Consider the following 16,797-nt stretch of genomic DNA (forward strand, 5'->3'; position numbering starts at 1 on the left):
GATGCACGGATGGGATGCCCATGCGATCGCGTGCCGAAGAGATTCGGCCCGAGGAACGTCCGGGCTCCACAGGGCAGGATGGTGGGTAACGCCCACCCGGGGCAACCCGCGAGCAAGTGCAACAGAAAGCAGACCGCCCGGTCGATCACGGTCGACCAGGTAAGGGTGAAACGGTGGTGTAAGAGACCACCAGTGGTCGTGGCAACACGATCAGCTGGGTAAACCTCATTCGGAGCAAGACCAAGCATGGAGGTGGGCGGCCCGCCTATACCTCCGGGTAGGTTGCTAGAGCTGGTCAGCAATGACCCGCCGAGAGAGATGATCGCACCCGCCCGAGCTTCGGCTCGACGCGGCGACAAAACCCGGCGTATCGGGCATCCCATCCACTCAGTGCGCCAGAACATCAGCGCCGCACAGCGCGTAGCGCACCCGCCTCGTGCGTGGTACCTCAGACCTCGCGATGTGCCAGCGCGTAACCGGCCGCGCCAACGATGCCGGCATGCTCGTGAAATCGCGCGGCGACCAGTGGCGTTTCAACGTCGATGAGATGCAGAAACTGGTCGGCCACACTTGAGATACCGCCGCCCACGACGAACAGGCTGGGGCTCAACAGATGTTCGAGCGTCTGATAAAAGCGGGTGAGACGTATGCCCCATTCGGCATAGTCGAGACCATCACGCTCGCGTGCTACAGAAGAGGCAAAACGTTCATAGTCTGGGTGGCCATCGATCTCGAGATGCCCAAGTTCGCTGCCGGGAATCAGCATGTCGTCATAGATGAGTGCGCTGCCGATGCCGGTGCCAAGCGTGGTGACCACGGTGAGGCCGCGCTGACCTTTGGCAGAGCCGCTGATTGACTCGGCCCAGCCTGCGGCATCGGCATCGTTGATCAGCGTGACCGGTCGACACAGTGCCTGGCTGAAATGTGCCGCGGCGGGGTGGCCGATCCAGCTGGCATGGATGTTGGCAGCCGACTTCGTGATTCCATCAATCACCACCGAGGGCAGTGCGACTCCGACCGGCAGCTCGCCGCTGCCGGTCTGCAGCTCGGCAACCAGTGCCGCCACAATCTCAACCACCTCATCTGGTGTTGCCTGAGCCGGAGTGGCTGCCTGCACGCGTTCGCTGCGCAGCTCGCCACTCAGCGTGTCGACAACGGCCGCCTTGATGGAGGTGCCGCCAACGTCGACTCCGATCGCCTGTGCCATGCCAGTCCTTTCGGCCGTCATTGATGAGGCTGCAGCTCAGTCGAGCCCAGCGGGAGACGCGGTGAGAATCTCGGGGCCGTCAGCGCGCACCACAATGGTGTGCTCGAACTGGGCGGTCCAGGAGCCGTCGGCGGTAGCGACCGTCCAATCGTCTGGCCAGGTCTTCCAAGTTGCCCCGCCTAAGGTGAGCATGGGTTCGACCGTGAACACCATGTTCTCTTCGATCACATCAGTGAAGCGTTCAGGATCGTCGTAGTGAGGAATGATCAAGCCAGAGTGAAACTCGCGGCCAACGCCATGGCCGGTGTATTCACGAATCACTCCATAGCCGAAGCGCTTGGCGTAAGACTCAATAGCGCGGCCGATGACCGAGACCTGACGTCCCGGACGTGCGGCGCGAATGCCACGCAGTGTCGCCTCACGGGTGCGGTCGACCAGATCGCGCACCTCTTGGCGCACATCGCCCACCAGGTAGGTGCGATTGGTGTCGCCGTGCATGCCGTCTTTGAAAGCAGTCACATCGATGTTGACGATGTCGCCATCTTCAAGCACTGTGTTGTCGGGGATGCCATGGCAGATGACCTCGTTGACTGAGGTGCACACGCTCTTGGGAAAGCCTCGGTAGCCCAGGTCAGAGGGGTACGCGCCGTGATCGACCATGTATTCGTGAGCAACCCGGTCGAGGTGATCGGTGGTGACCCCAGGACGCACCTCTGCGGTGAGGATGTCGAGGGTCTCTGCAGCGATCTGAGAGACTGCGCGAATACGTTCGATCTCTTCTTCGTTGTAGAGATCGCCGTGGCCAGACTCGTCGAAGTCTTTGACGTCAACGTAGTAAGGGCGTGGGATGCTCGCCGGAACAGCGAGACGGGGAGTGTGAAGGCCGCCGATGAGGTGACCAGAGGAATCTTTGGGCATACGATGATTCTACGCCGAGCACCTGAGGAGCTGTCATGAGCGAGACGAAGCGTTATTGGTTCAACACCCGCACCCACGAAGTCGAAGACGGCCCGCAGTCTCTGGCGACCGACCGCATCGGGCCGTTCGCCACCGAAGAAGAGGCCCGCAATGCCTTAGAGATCGTGCGCCGCCGGTCAGCCGAGTGGGCCGCAGAAGAAGACGCCGAACGCGATCAGTAGGTGTGTGCCTCGTCGGGGAATGCGCGATCTCGCACGTCGGTGATATACGCCTCAGCCGCCTGCGTCAGCACCCCGGCCACATCTGCATACTGCTTGACAAAGCGAGGCACACCCTGCGTGTTCAGCCCGGCGAAGTCGGTCCAGACGAGCACCTGACCATCGGTGCCGTTGCCCGCACCGATACCGATGGTGGGAATGCGCAGCTGCGCGGTGATCTCGCGGGCAGCCTCGCCGGCCACCATCTCGAGCACCACGGCAATCGCCCCGGCTTCTTGCACCGCAAGCGCATCGGCGGTGAGTTCGGCCACGGACTGCTCGTCTCGACCCTGAATGCGAAAGCCCCCCAGTCGCTGCTCCGACTGCGGGGTGAAGCCCAGATGCCCGACAACTGGTATTCCGGCGTCGACGATGGCGGCAATGCGCGTACGGATGCGCTGGCCACCTTCGAGCTTGACCGCGTGGGCCCCAGCCTTCATCAGTTTGACCGCAGAGTTGACCGCCTGCTCATCACTAGCCTCATACGACCCAAACGGCATATCAGCGATCACGAGGGCTCGCTCAACCGCGCCCGACACAGCCGCCGTTGCATCAGCAATCTGTTGGAGTGAGACCCGCAGCGTGTTCGGATACCCCAGAACGTTATTGCCAATCGAGTCGCCGATCAGCAGGGTGTCTACTCCGGCACGGTCAAACACCCGTGCAGTGAGCGCGTCGTAGCTGGTGAGCATGGTGAACGGCCGGCCCTCGTCTTTGAACCGCTGCAGATGCAGGGTGCGAACTCGTTTGGGCTCATGCGTCGTCGTCATGGCGACAAGTCTACGACGCAGTCGCGACTCGCACGGAAAGGCCCTCGATGAAGCCCGCGAGCGGTTACGCTTGAGTGGGACTCGCGAAAGGATCTCCAATGGACAAGCAGACTGATTTCGTGCTGCGCACGATCGAAGATCGTGGAGTGCGCTTCGTGCGCCTGTGGTTCACCGACGTGGTCGGCTCACTGAAATCTGTCGCGGTGTCTCCGGCCGAGATCGAGGGCGCCTTCGAAGAGGGCATCGGTTTCGACGGCTCGGCGATCCAAGGCTTCTCACGCGTGTACGAGTCAGACATGCTGGCCTTCCCCGATCCCAATACCTTCCAGCTGCTGCCATGGCGCGGTGAAGTCGATCCCACTGCGCGCATGTTCTGCGACATCACTACGCCAGACGGGCAGCCGGCCGCAGCCGACTCCCGCCACGTGCTCAAGCGTGCGCTTGATCAGGCAGCACAGCGCGGCTTCTCGTTCTATGTGCATCCCGAGATCGAGTTCTACCTGCTTGAGCGTGATTCGGTCGAGAACTGGCCGCTGCGCCCGGCCGATCAGGCTGGCTACTTCGACAACGAGCCCGGTGGCACCGCCAACGACTTCCGCCGCCGCGCCGTCGGCGTGCTCGAAGAGCTGGGCATTTCGGTTGAATACTCGCACCACGAGGTCGGGCCCGGGCAGAACGAGATCGATCTGCGCTATGCCGACGCCCAGACCATGGCCGACAACATTCAGACGCTGCGCACAGTGGTCAAAGAGGTGGGCATCGAACAGAACGTGCACGCGACTTTCATGCCCAAGCCCTTCCCTGATCAGCCGGGCTCTGGCATGCACACACACTTCTCCCTGTTCGAAGGCGATAACAACGCGTTCTACGATCCGGCCGGCGAGTACGAACTGTCGCACACCGCGCGCCAGTTCATGGCCGGCGTGTTGCACCATGCCGCCGAGATCACCGCGATCACCAACCAGTTCGTCAACTCATACAAGCGCCTCTGGGGCGAAGACGAAGCACCGAGTTCGATCGCGTGGGGGCACAACAACCGCTCGGCACTCGTTCGCGTGCCGCTGTACAAGCCGGGCAAAGGCCAGAGCACTCGCATCGAGTACCGGGCCATCGACTCAGCCGCCAATCCATACCTTGCCTATGCGCTGCTGCTCGCTGCAGGCCTCAAAGGCATCGAGGAAGACTACGATCTGCCGCCCGAGGCGCAGGACAACGTGTGGGAGCTCACGCCGGCTGAGCGCCGCGCCATGGGCATCGCCGACCTGCCCGGCAGCCTTGAGCAGGCGCTGGCCATCATGGAGGAATCAGAACTCGTCGCCGAGACCTTGGGGGAGCAGGTCTTCAACTACGTGCTGCTGAACAAGCGGCAGGAGTGGAAGGACTACCGCGCCCAGGTGACCGACTACGAGCTGCGGCACAATCTGAACCGCCTGTGAGCCCCGCCGCGGAGGCCATGCCCAGCCGCATGCAGCTTGCCCGACTCGGCTTCGCCGAGTTGTCCGAGACACTCGCACTGCTATCGCGCGAATGCGATGCACACAACTGGGCGCTGAGCATCCTTGATCGCCTGCGCACGGCAGCCGACCCCGATGCAGCCCTGCAACAGCTGCTCGATCTGGCCGAACGGTGCCCCGACCTCACTCAGGCCGACGATCATGCGCTTGACCGACTCATTCTGTTGCTCGGCGGCTCCACTGGTTTGGGTGATTTCCTGCTGCGGTCTCCTGAAGAGCTGGCCTGGTTCATCGCTCACGAGGAGGTTCCACTCGCTCGGGAGGCATACATCGCCAGCATTGCCGACGCGGCTGCGGTCATCGATGACGCCGACACCCCCGAGACACGAGCGAACCGTCTGCGTCTGCGCTATCGGCGACACTTGACGCAGGTCGCTGTGTGGGATCTCTCGGCCGACGACCCACGTGAGGTCTTCGAGCGCGTGGGCCAGGCCCTGTCAGACCTCGCCGACGCCGCCTTTGAGGCTGCGCTGCAGATCGGCACCGCGGCCTGCCGGCCACAGTTCGGCGACCTCGTCGATCAGGTGCGGGTGGCCGTGATCGCGATGGGCAAGACTGGCGCGCGCGAGGTCAACTACATCAGTGATGTCGACGTCATCTACGTCGCCGAGCCCGTGGGCGACACCGACCCCAGCCGAGCACTGACCGCCGCCACCCGCATCGTGCAGTCTGCAGTGCGAGCGATCAGCGCGACGGGTCGCGAGCCCGGTCTGTGGGAGGTCGACGCGAATCTGCGCCCCGAGGGCAAAGACGGTGCGCTGGTGCGCACCCTCGCGTCACACGAAGCGTACTACGCGCGCTGGGCCAAGGAATGGGAGTTTCAGGCGCTGCTGAAGGCTCGAGCCATGGCGGGTGACGCCCAGTTGGGCCTCGACTATATTCGGTCCATCCGACCGCTCGTCTGGCAGTCTGCGTCACGACCCAACTTCGTCGAATCTGTGCAGGCGATGCGTCAGCGGGTCACCGACAATATTCCTGCCGATCAAGTCGACGTGCAGTTGAAGCTCGGCCCAGGGGGGCTGCGCGATGTCGAGTTCACCGTACAGCTGCTGCAGCTGGTGCACGGTCAACACGATGAGCGACTGCGCGGGCGCGCCACGCTCGAGTCGCTGCGCGCCCTGTCTGCCGGTGGGTATGTCGGGCGGCGGGAGGCTGACGAGTTCGCCGATGACTATCGCACCCTCCGAGTGCTCGAGCACCGTCTCCAGCTGCGACAGATGCGGCGCACGCACCTGATGCCTCGAGACGATGCCGATCTGCGCGTGCTGGCTCGGGCGTCCAAGCTCGCAGCCGGTGGCCCTGATCTCGCCGCACTGTGGCAGCGCACCCGACGGTCGGTGCGCGAGCTGCACACCCGCCTGTTCTTCAGCCCGCTACTGGCCACCGTGGCTGCGCTGCCGGGCGAAGACTTCCAGCTGACCACCTCACGTGCCACAGACCGGCTGCGGGCGATCGGCTACCGCGACCCCGACGGGGCACTGCAGCGCATCACCTCGCTGACGAGTGGTGTGTCGCGTCGTGCCGAGATTCAGCGCCACCTGCTGCCACTGATGCTCGAGCTCTTCGCTGAAGGCTCAGACCCCGATGCCGGATTGCTCTCGTTCACGCGCATCAGTGAGAGCATCGGCGATGCATATTGGTATCTGCGCATGCTGCGTGATTCGCCAGTGGCTGCGCAGCGTCTCGCGCAGGTGCTCTCGTGCTCGCGATTTATCGGCGACAGCCTTGCCAGCCAGCCTGAGGCTGCGCAGTGGTTTGAGAATGATGACGGGGTGGCGCCACGCACCTTCGAGATGCTGCACACCGAGATGGCCGCCGTCGTGCGTCGCCACCCAGCGCAAGATCCCCGAGTGGTACCGCTACTACAGCAGCTGCGTCGTCGCGAAGTGCTGCGCCTGGCCATCTGGGCGGTGATCAACGACATCCCGGTCGAGCAAGTCAGTCGCGGTCTGTCGACCATCTCGCGTGCCCTGCTCGAAGCCCTGCTGCTGTGGATCGACCCGGTCACTACACACGGGGTGCGCTTCGCCGTGATCGGTCTGGGCCGGTTTGGCGGGGGAGAGCTCGGGTTCGCCTCCGACTTAGACGTGATGTATGTCTACGAGCCGGTTCGCGACAACGCCGATGTGCGAGCACTCGCGCAGCAGCTCGCCAAGGCAGCTCACGACTTTGTCATGCCGGTCGATCTTGACCTCGACTTGCGCCCCGAGGGGCGCAAGGGTGCGATCGCCAAGACCATCTCTGCACTCTCGACGTATTACCAGCGATGGGCCCAAACCTGGGAGCGTCAGGCCCTCGTGCGCGCAGCTCCGGTCGCCGGCGACACCGAACTGCTCGACCAGGCCATGGCTGTGATCGACCAGGTGCGCTGGGGTGCACCGCCCGACCTTATGCAGGAGCGCGAGATCAAGCGGCTGAAGGCTCGGATGGAGTCTGAGCGTCTGCCCCGCGGTGTCGACCCCAGCCGCCACGTCAAACTCGGGCGCGGCTCTCTCACTGACGTTGAGTGGGTCATTCAGCTCGAACAGCTTCGACATGCTCACGCTGATGTGAGCCTGCGCAACTCGAACACGCTGACCGCACTTGCGGCGCTGACTGCCTCGGGCATCCTGACGGGCGAAGACGCCGAGACACTGCGCACGGCGTGGTTGCTCGCCTCACGAGTGCGCGACGCCAACATGCTCGCCACTGGCAAGCCCAGCGACGTGCTCGCCGAGTCGGGTGCCGCGCTGGAGCCCACCGCACGACTGCTCGGCTACGCTGCCGGAACAAGTGCCGCTCTCGAGAATGACTATCTGCGCGCCACCAGGCGTTCGCGGCGGGTCTTTGAGCGGCTTTTCTACGGCGAATGAGTGTGTCTGCTCGCTGAAGTGTCGACGTGCAGAGCGCCTGGGTTCTCTGCCTTAAACCTTGGCAACAAGAATGGCCCCGACGCGAACGTCGAGGCCATTCTCAGTGTTGAATCAGCAGATCACACGCCGTAGTACAGCTCGTACTCGAAGGGGTGCGGACGCTGTGCCAGTGGCTTGAGCTCACGCTCGCGCTTGAGGGTGATCCAGCTTTCGATGACCTCGTCAGTGAACACGTCACCGGCACGCAGGAACTCGCTGTCAGCCTCAAGGGCCTCGAGCACGCGATCGAGGCTGCCCGGAACCTGGGGGATGTTCTTGGCTTCTTCGGGCGGCAGCTCGTAGAGGTCTTTGTCAACGGGCTCGTGCGGCTCGATCTTGTTCTTGATGCCGTCGATGCCGGCCATCAGCTGAGCAGCAAAGGCGAAGTACGGGTTGCCCGAGGCGTCGGGGGCGCGGAACTCGATGCGCTTGGCCTTGGGGTTGGTGCCGGTAATAGGGATGCGGATGGCCGCCGAGCGGTTGCCGGCCGAGTACACGAGGTTGACTGGTGCCTCGAAGCCAGGCACCAGGCGGTGGTAGGAGTTCACCGTGGGGTTGGTGAACGCCAGCAGTGCCGGAGCGTGCTTCAGGATGCCGCCGATGTACCAGCGGGCGATGTCAGACAGACCTGCGTAGCCAGCCTCGTCGTAGAATAGCGGCTGGCCACCGTTCCACAGCGACTGGTGGGTGTGCATGCCCGAGCCGTTGTCGCCGAACAGCGGCTTCGGCATGAAGGTCGCGGTCTTGCCGTTTCGCTCGGCCACGTTCTTCACGATGTATTTGAACTTCAGCAGATCGTCGGCCGCATTGACCAGAGTGCTGAACTTGTAGTTGATCTCGCTCTGGCCTGCGGTGCCCACCTCGTGGTGCGAACGCTCAACCTCAAGGCCCGAGGCGATGAGCTCGGTAACGATCTCGTCGCGCAGGTCAGCGAGCTTGTCAGCCGGGGTCACGGGGAAGTAACCGCCCTTGAAGGGGGTCTTGTTGCCCAAGTTACCGCCGATTTCTTCACGGCCTGAGTTCCAAGCGGCCTCTTCGGAGTCAACCTCGTAGAAGCTGCGGCCAGCGTTGACCTCGTAGCGCACCGAGTCGAAGATGAAGAACTCGGCCTCTGAAGCGAAGAAGGCGGTGTCAGCGATGCCGGTCGAAGCAAGGTACGCCTCGGCCTTCTTGGCGGTCTGGCGCGGGTCTTTCGAGTAGATCTCGCCGTTGCGCGGGTTGAAGATGTCGTGGTTGAACACGAGGGTCTTCTGGGCGCGGAACGGATCGAGGTATGCAGTCGTCACATCGGGGATCAGCTGCATATCTGACTCGTCGATGCTCGCGAATCCGCGGATCGAGCTGCCGTCGAAAAGCTGGCCGTTGACGAAGTAGTCTTCATCGACGAACTCTGCCGGAAGGTTGAAGTGCTGCTGAACGCCGGGGAGGTCAGTGAATCGGATGTCAACGAATTTGACGTCCTCATCCCTGATGAATTTCAGGGCCTCCGATGAATCTTTGAACATACCTGCTGCTCCATCTTGAATTCAGGGATCCGGTGTGGATTCCGGATCGTTAGTGTCAGCGTAGACCGACCCGATTACCCCACAGTATCCCGAATGTTTCCGGCATGTTACAGGCGCGCGGATACAATCGGTTTTGTGCACGAAGATTCCTCCGCCTCCACCATGCCCGATCCGTCCGCAGCAGTTTCCGCAGCAGACTTGGCCGGCCTCGGTCGCCGCCTCATCGGACTGATCGTCGATTGGGGCTTGGCCACCCTCGTCTCATACGCGTTCTTCGGTGGCAACCCGTGGGCAACCATGGGCATCTGGGCGCTCGAGCAGATCACTCTGGTGAGCACGCTCGGCTACGCCTTCGGCCATTTGGTCACCGGCATTCGAGTCGTTTCCGTGCACACAGGTGGTGCACCTGGCTTTGCACCAGTGGTTATTCGCACCGCTCTGTTGGCGCTGTTCGTGCCAGGCCTGATCTGGGGCAAAGACGGTCGACCAGCGCACGACCGCATCGCCGGCACTGCAGTAGTACTGGCGAAGGCCGCCCGTCGCTGATCAGCGCCCGCGAATTGCCTTGTGATCGGGGCGCACCCGGTTCGGATCCATGCCCTTCGGCACGCCATAGCCACTGTCGAGAGAATTCAGCCGATTGGCCACGGCAGTGACCTCGGCACGGGTCAACGCCGGTTTCAGTTTGGCCAGCGAACGGTTGATTGCTTTGAGCTTGATGGTCTTCTCAGTGCCATCGCCCACGACAAGGCGCGTAACGGTGATATTCGGTACCACGCGCTGCACCTTGATGCGCTCTTCGTTGAGCAGTCGCTGTACGCGAGTGGGGCTGCCCTCGGCGATGAGCACCACACCAGGGCGCCCGATCACTCGATAGACAGCATCTTGAGTCTTGGGGTTCACTGCCACCGGCAGCTCAGACCCCTGCCACGAACGCTTCAACGATGATCGAAGCACAGCGCCAACAGCACCTGGCTGCCCTTCGATCTGCGAGTAGGCGACCGATTCGGCCTTGCGCCCCAGCACAATGAGCGCGCCGAGCACGCCCGTCAGCACACCAAGCAGCACCCAGCCGACAATGGCGAGCCAGTGACCGCCGAAGACGAATAGCGCCAGCGCCACACCGATGAGGATCGGCAGCACCAGAGCAAGCAGAATCCACCAGAGAGACGAGGGATCAGCGCGCGTGGTCATCTTGAAGACCTGTACCAGCTGACCGATGCGTCCCGAGGATTTCTGCTTCTTGGTAGTAGACATGCTCTCTAGAATACCCGGCGCCGCTGCCCTTTCGTGCAGCAGTTGTACACAGGCGTCAGGTGTGTCGATTTTGTCCACAGTTGCAAGGATGTCGTGGCCGATCCCCAGCTGCTCAGCCAGACTGATCACTATGCAGCACGCCAGCACGACGTCGAGTATCCCCACCTCATCGACGGTTCCCACCTTTGACCCCAGGGCCGGCGTGCTGCAGACCATAGCAGGCAGTCCCACGCACCAGATCTTGGCATTCTTGCGTCATCCCCATCTCCGGTGCGCGCGGCCGATCGACGATGGTGACGAGGCAGCGAGCGATGCTCATCCTAAAGAGCAAGCAAGCGTCACCTTGGTGCCGCAGGTGATCGCCGAGTCACTCGGTTCCCGGCTGCGCATCCAAGGCGCCCTCCAACGTGGCCAGGCGCTCCACGTCATTTTGGCCGCCGCCAGTGTGCTTCACTATCTGCTGCAGAACGGCTGGTCAATCGGTCGACTCAGCGTTGACGACATCATGATCGCGGTTGATGGCGACGTGCTGTTCGACGTTGCAGCACAGGCGACGCCCTGCAGCATTCGTACGCTCAACAACAGCGAGCTGACCAAGATCACTACCCTCGGCGACCGACTGCTAGCCCAAGGTCTCGGGTCACCTCAAGAGCGCGCGCAAGAGCGTGCCGTGATTGGTCGTCTGCTCGCAGGTCTTGAACACGATGAAGATCTCGACCGCGCGGCGACGCTGGCTGGGTGCATCGAAATCGGAAGACCCATGAAGTTCAACCGAGTGCCATCATTCAGCAACGAGCTATTGCAGGTCAGCGAAGCATCGCCCGGCCCAGCTGCTGAGCGCGCCGGCCGACGAAGGCGTCGCTCGGCAGCAGAACGCTCCCTGCGACCGGTCATGGCGGTGCAACGTGTGCGCGTGGTCTTGGGCACCATCGACGGGTTGCTCGAGCGCTTTGTTGATCAACGCGAACAGCGCGCTCACGCTGCAAGCGTGAGCGCTGAGAAGCCCACCGTCGTCAAGCGATTACTTTCACCGACAGCGATGGCCACGGCGCTGAGCGCCGTGGCCATCGTGTGGCTGGTGTTGACCAGCTAGATATACTCAATCAGAGCCCGAGCGCCTCACTGAAGTCGAACTTCTCGAGAATGCTCTTCACTTCACCCAAGAACCGTGCCGCATCTGCACCGTCGATGACTCGGTGGTCATACGACAGACTCAGATAGGCAACCGACCGAATTGCGATGGTGTCTTGGCCGTCGACGGTCAGTACGCGGGGCTGCTTGGTGACCGCACCGGTGCCGAGAATGGCAGACTGCGGCAGCGAGAAGATCGGCGTATCGATCAACGATCCGCGAGAGCCGGTATTCGTAATGGTGAACGTGCCACCGATCACGTCATCAGGCTTCAGCTTGTTCTCGCGTGAACGTTCAGCCAAGTCAGCGATGCCGGTTGCGAGACCTGAGAGGTCGAGTGCGCTGGCATCATGCAGCACCGGCGCATACAGACCCTGCTCGGTGTCGACGGCGAAGGCAACGTTGTCATGGTCGTGGTAGACCACGTCGTCACCGTCGATCGATGCGTTGATCGCCGGGTGGGCGGGCAACGCATGCGACGCAGCGTAGGCGAAGAATGGCAGGAAGGAGAGCTTCTGCCCGGTCTTGCTCTCGAATGCTGCTTTGTGCTGCTGGCGGAACGCAGCGACCTTGGTTAGGTCGACCTCGACGATCGAGGTGAGCTGTGCCGCATTCTGCAACGAGTGCACCAGGCTCTTGGAGAGTACCTTGCGCAGACGCGAGAGCGGCACCCGCTGACCCCGCAGGTCGGAGGCCACTGGCAGCGCGTAAGCTGACCCAGCTGTATCGGCAGCGGCAGGAGACGAAGTCGCCGCAGCCGGGGCGTTGGCGGCCTGCGCTGCCTGCGCCTGCAGCACATCTTCTTTGCGAATGCGACCACCGACGCCAGTGCCGCTCACTGCGGCCAGGTCAATGCCCAGACGTGCAGCCAGTTTGCGCACGATCGGAGTGACATAGGCATGCTGAGTGACCGCGGCCACCTTTTCATCACGAGCCGGCGCTGCCGGCGCAGCAGCCGCCGGCTCGGCAGGAGCAGCCGGCTCGGCAGCGGGAGCCGCCACCGGAGCGGGCTCAGGCTGCGAAGCAACAGGCCGCGGGGTTGCGACCGCAGGTTGCGGCTCAGGAGCAGACTCTTGAGCCGGGGCTGGAGCAGCAGGCGCAGCAGCAGCTGGCGCAGCGCCCTCGCCGACGTAGGCGAGGGTGGTGCCGACGTCGACGGTCTCGTCTTCTTGCACCAGAATCTGCTGCAGCGTGCCAGCGACAGGGGAGGGGATCTCGGTATCGACTTTGTCGGTCGAGACCTCAAGCAATGGCTCGTCAACCTCGACATGGTCGCCAACCTGCTTCAGCCAGCGGGTCACCGTGCCCTCGGTCACCGACTCACCCAGAGCCGGAAGAACGATAGCCTCGCCCGAGCCTGTTGCGGCGGGTGCGGCGGTGGCAGGAGTCTCAGCGGCCGGAGCTTCAGCTGGAGCGGCAGCGGCCGGTTCGGCGGCAGGTGCGGGCTGTGCCTCAGGCTCGGCGGTGGCCTCTTCGGCAGCCGGAGCCGCGGGTTCGGCAGCATCAGCTGCGCCGTCGCCCACTACAGCAAGTGTGGTGCCGACGTCGACGGTCTCGTCTTCTTGCACCAGAATCTGCTGCAGCGTGCCAGCGACAGGGGAGGGGATCTCGGTGTCGACTTTGTCGGTCGAGACCTCAAGCAATGGCTCGTCAACCTCGACATGGTCGCCAACCTGCTTCAGCCAGCGGGTCACCGTGCCCTCGGTCACCGACTCGCCCAGAGCCGGAAGTACGATCTGCTCACTCATGTGGTGTGTCTCCTTTGGATCTGGAATCAGTCTAGATGGCGTGCAGGGGCTTGCCGGCCAGATACAGCGCAGCCTCGCCGATGGTCTCGGTCTGTGTGGGGTGCGCGTGAATCAGCGGCGCAATGTCTTCGGGGTAAGCCTCCCAGTTCACGATGAGCTGTGCCTCGCCGACAAGTTCGCCGATGCGACCGCCGACACCGTGAACGCCCACGATGGGGCCGTCGATTCGACGCACGAGCTTCACGAAGCCACCAGTGCCAAGGATCGAGCTCTTGGCGTTGCCTGCCAGGTTGTATTCGTAGGCGGCGATCTGATCGTCTCCGAACTCGGCCTTGGCTTTGGCCTCGGTGTAGCCGACCGAGAACACCTGCGGCTCGCAGTAGGTGACCTTCGGCACGTTCACATCGGCGATAGCCACAGGCTCGAGACCTGCGATCTGCTCGGCGACGAAGATACCGTGCTGGTAGGCACGGTGTGCCAATTGCAGGCCTGGAACGATGTCGCCCACGGCGTAGACGCCAGGAACGCTCGTCTGCAGGGTTTCATCGACGATGACGTATCCGCGGTCGAGAGTGATGCCCACCTCTTCGTACCCCAGGTTCTGCGTCACGGGGCCGCGACCAACAGCCACCAGCAGGTAGTCGGCAGTCAGCGTAGTGCCGTCTTCGAGCGTTGCGGTGACCTGTTGGCCATCCTGCTCTGCTTTTTGAAAGCGCACACCGAGGTGGTATTTGATGCCGCGCTGCTTGTAGATGCGCTCGACATACTTGCTGATCGATACCTCTTCGTTGGGGACGAGATGGTCGAATCCCTCGACGATCGTGACGTCGACGCCCCACGACTGCCACACGCTGGCGAATTCGACGCCGATGACGCCACCGCCCAAGATGATGGCCTTCTTGGGGATCTCGGTGAGGGTGAGAGCCTGCTCGGAGGTGATCACGCGCCCTTCGATGTCGAGCCCCGGCAGTGACTTGGAGTATGAGCCGGTGGCAAGCACGACATTGCGTCCGCGGTACACCTCACCATTGACGGTGATCGTATTCGCCGAGGTCAGACGACCCTCACCGGCGACGACCTCAATGCCACGAGCCTTCAGCAGCCCCTGCAAGCCTTTAAATTTGGAGGCGACGATACCCTCACGGAACTTGCTGACGCCGGCGATGTCAATCGAATCGAACAGCGCGGAGACTCCGTATTTGCCAGCCTCGCGCACCTCATCGGCGATCTCGGCGGTGTGCAGCAGTGCCTTGGTAGGCACGCAGCCGCGGTGCAGGCAGGTGCCGCCCAACTTGTCTTTCTCAATGAGGGCGACGGTGCTTCCGAGTTCACGCGCGCGCAGAGCCGCGGCGTAGCCGCCGCTTCCTCCACCGAGAACGATGAGGTCGAATTCATGCTCAGACAAGTTGATCTCCTTGGTTGGCAGATGGGTGACAGATGCGTCTATGCAGAGTCTGCAAAGAGCCTACTACGGGGCTTTCAGTGCGCGAAAACGTATACGTCTCCGTGTCTTCGGGTTCTCGGACACCTGTTCGAGTGCACCGTGCGCTGCTGGCGAACACGGATCAGCCATGCCCGGTTGTGCAGACAAGTACTCTGGATATATGCGATTCCGTGAACCCGTCTATCAACTGCGCGCCGAACTCGGCACGCTGCCCCGAAACGCCCCGCTGGTCGCGGCGCTGAAGGGCTATGCCGACGCGGGCTCAGTGGTCGAGCTGTTCAACGACAACCTTCTCGAGCACCTTGAGTCGCAGCCGGTGGTCTGGTTCGACCCCGATGAGCTGCTCGACTATCGTTCTCGACGCCCAGTGGCATACCTCGAAGCTGATCGTCTGACCGAGATTTCGCGCCCGTCTTTGCAGCTTTCTCTGCTGCATGATCAGACCGGCGCTCCTTTCTACCTTCTGCACGGTTTTGAGCCCGACTTCCGATGGAATGCCTTCTTGAAAGACCTGACCGGGCTGATCGACGATCTCGAGATGAGCACGGTCACCTGGATGCACTCCATTCCCATGCCGGTGCCCCACACCCGGCCCGCGAGCAGTGCGGTCAGCGGCAATCGTCCCGAGATCATTGAGCAGTTCAGCGTGTGGCACCCCACCACCTCGATGCCCGCAGCGGCACTGCATGTGCTCGAGTACGACTTAATCGAGGCAGGCTACGACGTCGCCGGCTTTGTCATGCTCACTCCGCACTACTTGGCTGAGACCGAATATCCACCGGCCGCTGTGGCCGCCACCGAACGCGTCGCCGTGGCCACCGGCCTTGCACTGCCAAGCGACGACCTGCGCGAAGAGGCACACGATTTCACCGAACGTCTCAACGAGCAAGTCGCAGACAACGCCGAGCTGCAGACCATGGTCGCCAACCTCGAGGTGCGACACGACGAGTACCTCAAGTCGCTGACGCCGGGCGCGCTGAGCCCCGATCAGGTGCCGAGCGCCGATGAAATCGGTGCCGAGTTCGAGAGTTTCTTGGCTCGACAGCCCACCGGCGATGATGACACCGATTCAGGCTCAACACTGTCGTAACTCGTCACTGTCATAACTCCTCACAGGCCGGTGTCGACGCTGCGCGAGGTCGCGGCACAGCCGCATCGATTCACCACGTGACGCGAGTCAGCTGATCTGAGATACGCCAGAGCCGCTTGGCCTCGGTTTGTTCATCAGCAACACGACCGATCTCGACCAGCTGCGGTTGTTGCCCGCGCACTGCTGGCGAGACCAACGATCCGCCCGGCACTGCCTCACTGTGCAGCGCAGTAACCAACGTGTTGGCCTGGGTAGTGACATCGAGACTGCGCACGCGATCGACCAAGGGCCGGGGGATGGCCGCGCCGAGCCCCAGCGCAGGCTCTGGCTGAAACGCCAGGGAACGCACCCGCTTCGGGTAGTCGCGGACCCGTGGGTCACGGGTGCGGCGGTCGAGTTCACGGGCGAACAGCAGCTGTGCCCGCTTGCTCTGCGCGAAGGCTCGGCCGGCGCGATAGCCATGGTCGAACCGCAGATCGTGGAACCGGGTGCTGGCCATGCGCCAGACCGAAGACGTCAGCGACACCACCGATGCCTGTTTGGCTGCGCTGGTCAGCAGCAGACCCGTCCAAACGAAATGCCCAAGGTGGTTGACCCCAAAGTGCCATTCGAAGCCGTCTTCAGTGAGCGTGCGCGAAGCGATGCCACGTACTTCGGCGAGATTGAGCAGCAGACTCCAGTCATCATGACGCACAAGGTATTCGGCGGCGGCATCTTTGATGGAGTTGATCGACGAGAGGTCGAAACTGATCGTGTCGATGACTGCATCAGGGGCAGCCTGCAGCAGCTCTTCGCGCAGCGCCTGCAGGCGATCGTTCGATCGAGCCGTCAGTGTGAGGGCGTAGCCATGCTGCGCCAACAGCCCCGCTGTGGCGCGTCCGAGCCCCGAGTCGGCACCGGTGATCACGGCATGCCTTGCGGTGGATGGACTGGACTTACTCACAGCACAATCCTAGCCATCGATCTCTCGCGAAATGCCGATCTACGACAGATGCCGAGATCACGAAACGATCACAAATCGCTGGGGCGACTCTGTCTTCTCACACCACCGGGAATAGAGGTGCC

General features: G+C 62.7%; 14 protein-coding genes and 1 other RNA gene. 7 read left to right on the forward strand and 8 right to left on the reverse strand.

The window, feature by feature from the left end; all coding sequences use genetic code 11:
- Positions 1-10: 10 nt before the first annotated feature.
- Positions 11-386: RNase P RNA component class A (rnpB, locus tag G557_RS13440), an RNA gene on the forward strand.
- A gap of 62 nt (positions 387-448) precedes the next feature.
- Here rnpB and ppgK read toward each other — a convergent pair.
- Both ppgK and map read right to left on the reverse strand, forming a co-directional pair.
- On the reverse strand, positions 449-1,207 hold the full coding sequence (gene ppgK, locus G557_RS0107200; RefSeq protein ID WP_028245518.1) for a polyphosphate--glucose phosphotransferase: 759 nt from the start codon (positions 1,205-1,207) through the stop codon (positions 449-451).
- A 36-nt stretch (positions 1,208-1,243) separates the two neighbouring features.
- Complete coding sequence (gene map, locus G557_RS0107205; protein WP_028245519.1) at positions 1,244-2,125, reverse strand: type I methionyl aminopeptidase; 882 nt, start codon at positions 2,123-2,125, stop codon at positions 1,244-1,246.
- A 35-nt stretch (positions 2,126-2,160) separates the two neighbouring features.
- On the opposite strand from map, the gene G557_RS0107210 reads away from it, so the two are divergent.
- Positions 2,161-2,346 (forward strand): hypothetical protein, encoded by a 186-nt coding sequence (locus tag G557_RS0107210; RefSeq protein WP_028245520.1) that lies wholly within the window; start codon positions 2,161-2,163, stop codon positions 2,344-2,346.
- Here G557_RS0107210 and panB read toward each other — a convergent pair.
- Positions 2,340-3,152, reverse strand: a complete 813-nt coding sequence (panB, locus tag G557_RS0107215; protein WP_028245521.1) for a 3-methyl-2-oxobutanoate hydroxymethyltransferase — start codon at positions 3,150-3,152, stop codon at positions 2,340-2,342. The genes G557_RS0107210 and panB overlap by 7 nt on opposite strands.
- Before the next feature lie 98 nt (positions 3,153-3,250).
- Between panB and glnA (G557_RS0107220) the strand changes: the two genes are divergently transcribed.
- Both glnA (G557_RS0107220) and G557_RS0107225 read left to right on the forward strand, forming a co-directional pair.
- On the forward strand, positions 3,251-4,588 hold the full coding sequence (glnA, locus tag G557_RS0107220; RefSeq protein WP_028245522.1) for a type I glutamate--ammonia ligase: 1,338 nt from the start codon (positions 3,251-3,253) through the stop codon (positions 4,586-4,588).
- Positions 4,589-4,605: 17 nt separating this feature from the next.
- A complete protein-coding gene (locus G557_RS0107225; RefSeq protein WP_028245523.1) occupies positions 4,606-7,518 on the forward strand; it encodes a bifunctional [glutamine synthetase] adenylyltransferase/[glutamine synthetase]-adenylyl-L-tyrosine phosphorylase in 2,913 nt (970 codons plus the stop codon).
- A gap of 119 nt (positions 7,519-7,637) precedes the next feature.
- Here G557_RS0107225 and glnA (G557_RS0107230) read toward each other — a convergent pair whose 3' ends face one another.
- Complete coding sequence (glnA, locus tag G557_RS0107230) at positions 7,638-9,062, reverse strand: type I glutamate--ammonia ligase (RefSeq protein ID WP_028245524.1); 1,425 nt, start codon at positions 9,060-9,062, stop codon at positions 7,638-7,640.
- Between the two features lie 135 nt (positions 9,063-9,197).
- Here glnA (G557_RS0107230) and G557_RS12295 point away from each other — a divergent pair, with 135 nt between their 5' ends.
- Positions 9,198-9,608, forward strand: coding sequence for an RDD family protein (locus tag G557_RS12295; RefSeq protein WP_169337762.1), 411 nt, complete (start codon positions 9,198-9,200; stop codon positions 9,606-9,608).
- Here G557_RS12295 and G557_RS0107240 read toward each other — a convergent pair whose 3' ends face one another.
- A complete protein-coding gene (locus G557_RS0107240; RefSeq protein ID WP_028245525.1) occupies positions 9,609-10,319 on the reverse strand; it encodes a DUF4191 domain-containing protein in 711 nt (236 codons plus the stop codon).
- A 130-nt stretch (positions 10,320-10,449) separates the two neighbouring features.
- Here G557_RS0107240 and G557_RS0107245 point away from each other — a divergent pair, with 130 nt between their 5' ends.
- Positions 10,450-11,412: a hypothetical protein gene (locus tag G557_RS0107245; RefSeq protein WP_028245526.1), complete on the forward strand. Its 963-nt coding sequence runs from the start codon at positions 10,450-10,452 to the stop codon at positions 11,410-11,412.
- 10 nt (positions 11,413-11,422) lie between these two features.
- On the opposite strand, the gene sucB is transcribed toward G557_RS0107245, so the two are convergent.
- Entirely contained in the window at positions 11,423-13,198 is a 1,776-nt protein-coding gene (sucB, locus tag G557_RS0107250) for a 2-oxoglutarate dehydrogenase, E2 component, dihydrolipoamide succinyltransferase (protein ID WP_028245527.1), read from the reverse strand.
- A 31-nt stretch (positions 13,199-13,229) separates the two neighbouring features.
- Positions 13,230-14,603, reverse strand: a complete 1,374-nt coding sequence (lpdA, locus tag G557_RS0107255) for a dihydrolipoyl dehydrogenase (protein WP_028245528.1) — start codon at positions 14,601-14,603, stop codon at positions 13,230-13,232.
- A 199-nt stretch (positions 14,604-14,802) separates the two neighbouring features.
- Here lpdA and G557_RS0107260 point away from each other — a divergent pair, with 199 nt between their 5' ends.
- Positions 14,803-15,732, forward strand: a complete 930-nt coding sequence (locus tag G557_RS0107260) for a proteasome assembly chaperone family protein (RefSeq protein ID WP_028245529.1) — start codon at positions 14,803-14,805, stop codon at positions 15,730-15,732.
- Between the two features lie 70 nt (positions 15,733-15,802).
- Here the strand turns inward: G557_RS0107260 and G557_RS13435 are convergent, their stop codons facing one another.
- Positions 15,803-16,675, reverse strand: a complete 873-nt coding sequence (locus G557_RS13435) for an SDR family NAD(P)-dependent oxidoreductase (RefSeq protein ID WP_084627062.1) — start codon at positions 16,673-16,675, stop codon at positions 15,803-15,805.
- Between the last annotated feature and the right edge of the window lie 122 nt (positions 16,676-16,797).

This window comes from Pseudoclavibacter soli DSM 23366 (assembly GCF_000423505.1).
Classification (GTDB): domain Bacteria; phylum Actinomycetota; class Actinomycetes; order Actinomycetales; family Microbacteriaceae; genus Pseudoclavibacter_A; species Pseudoclavibacter_A soli.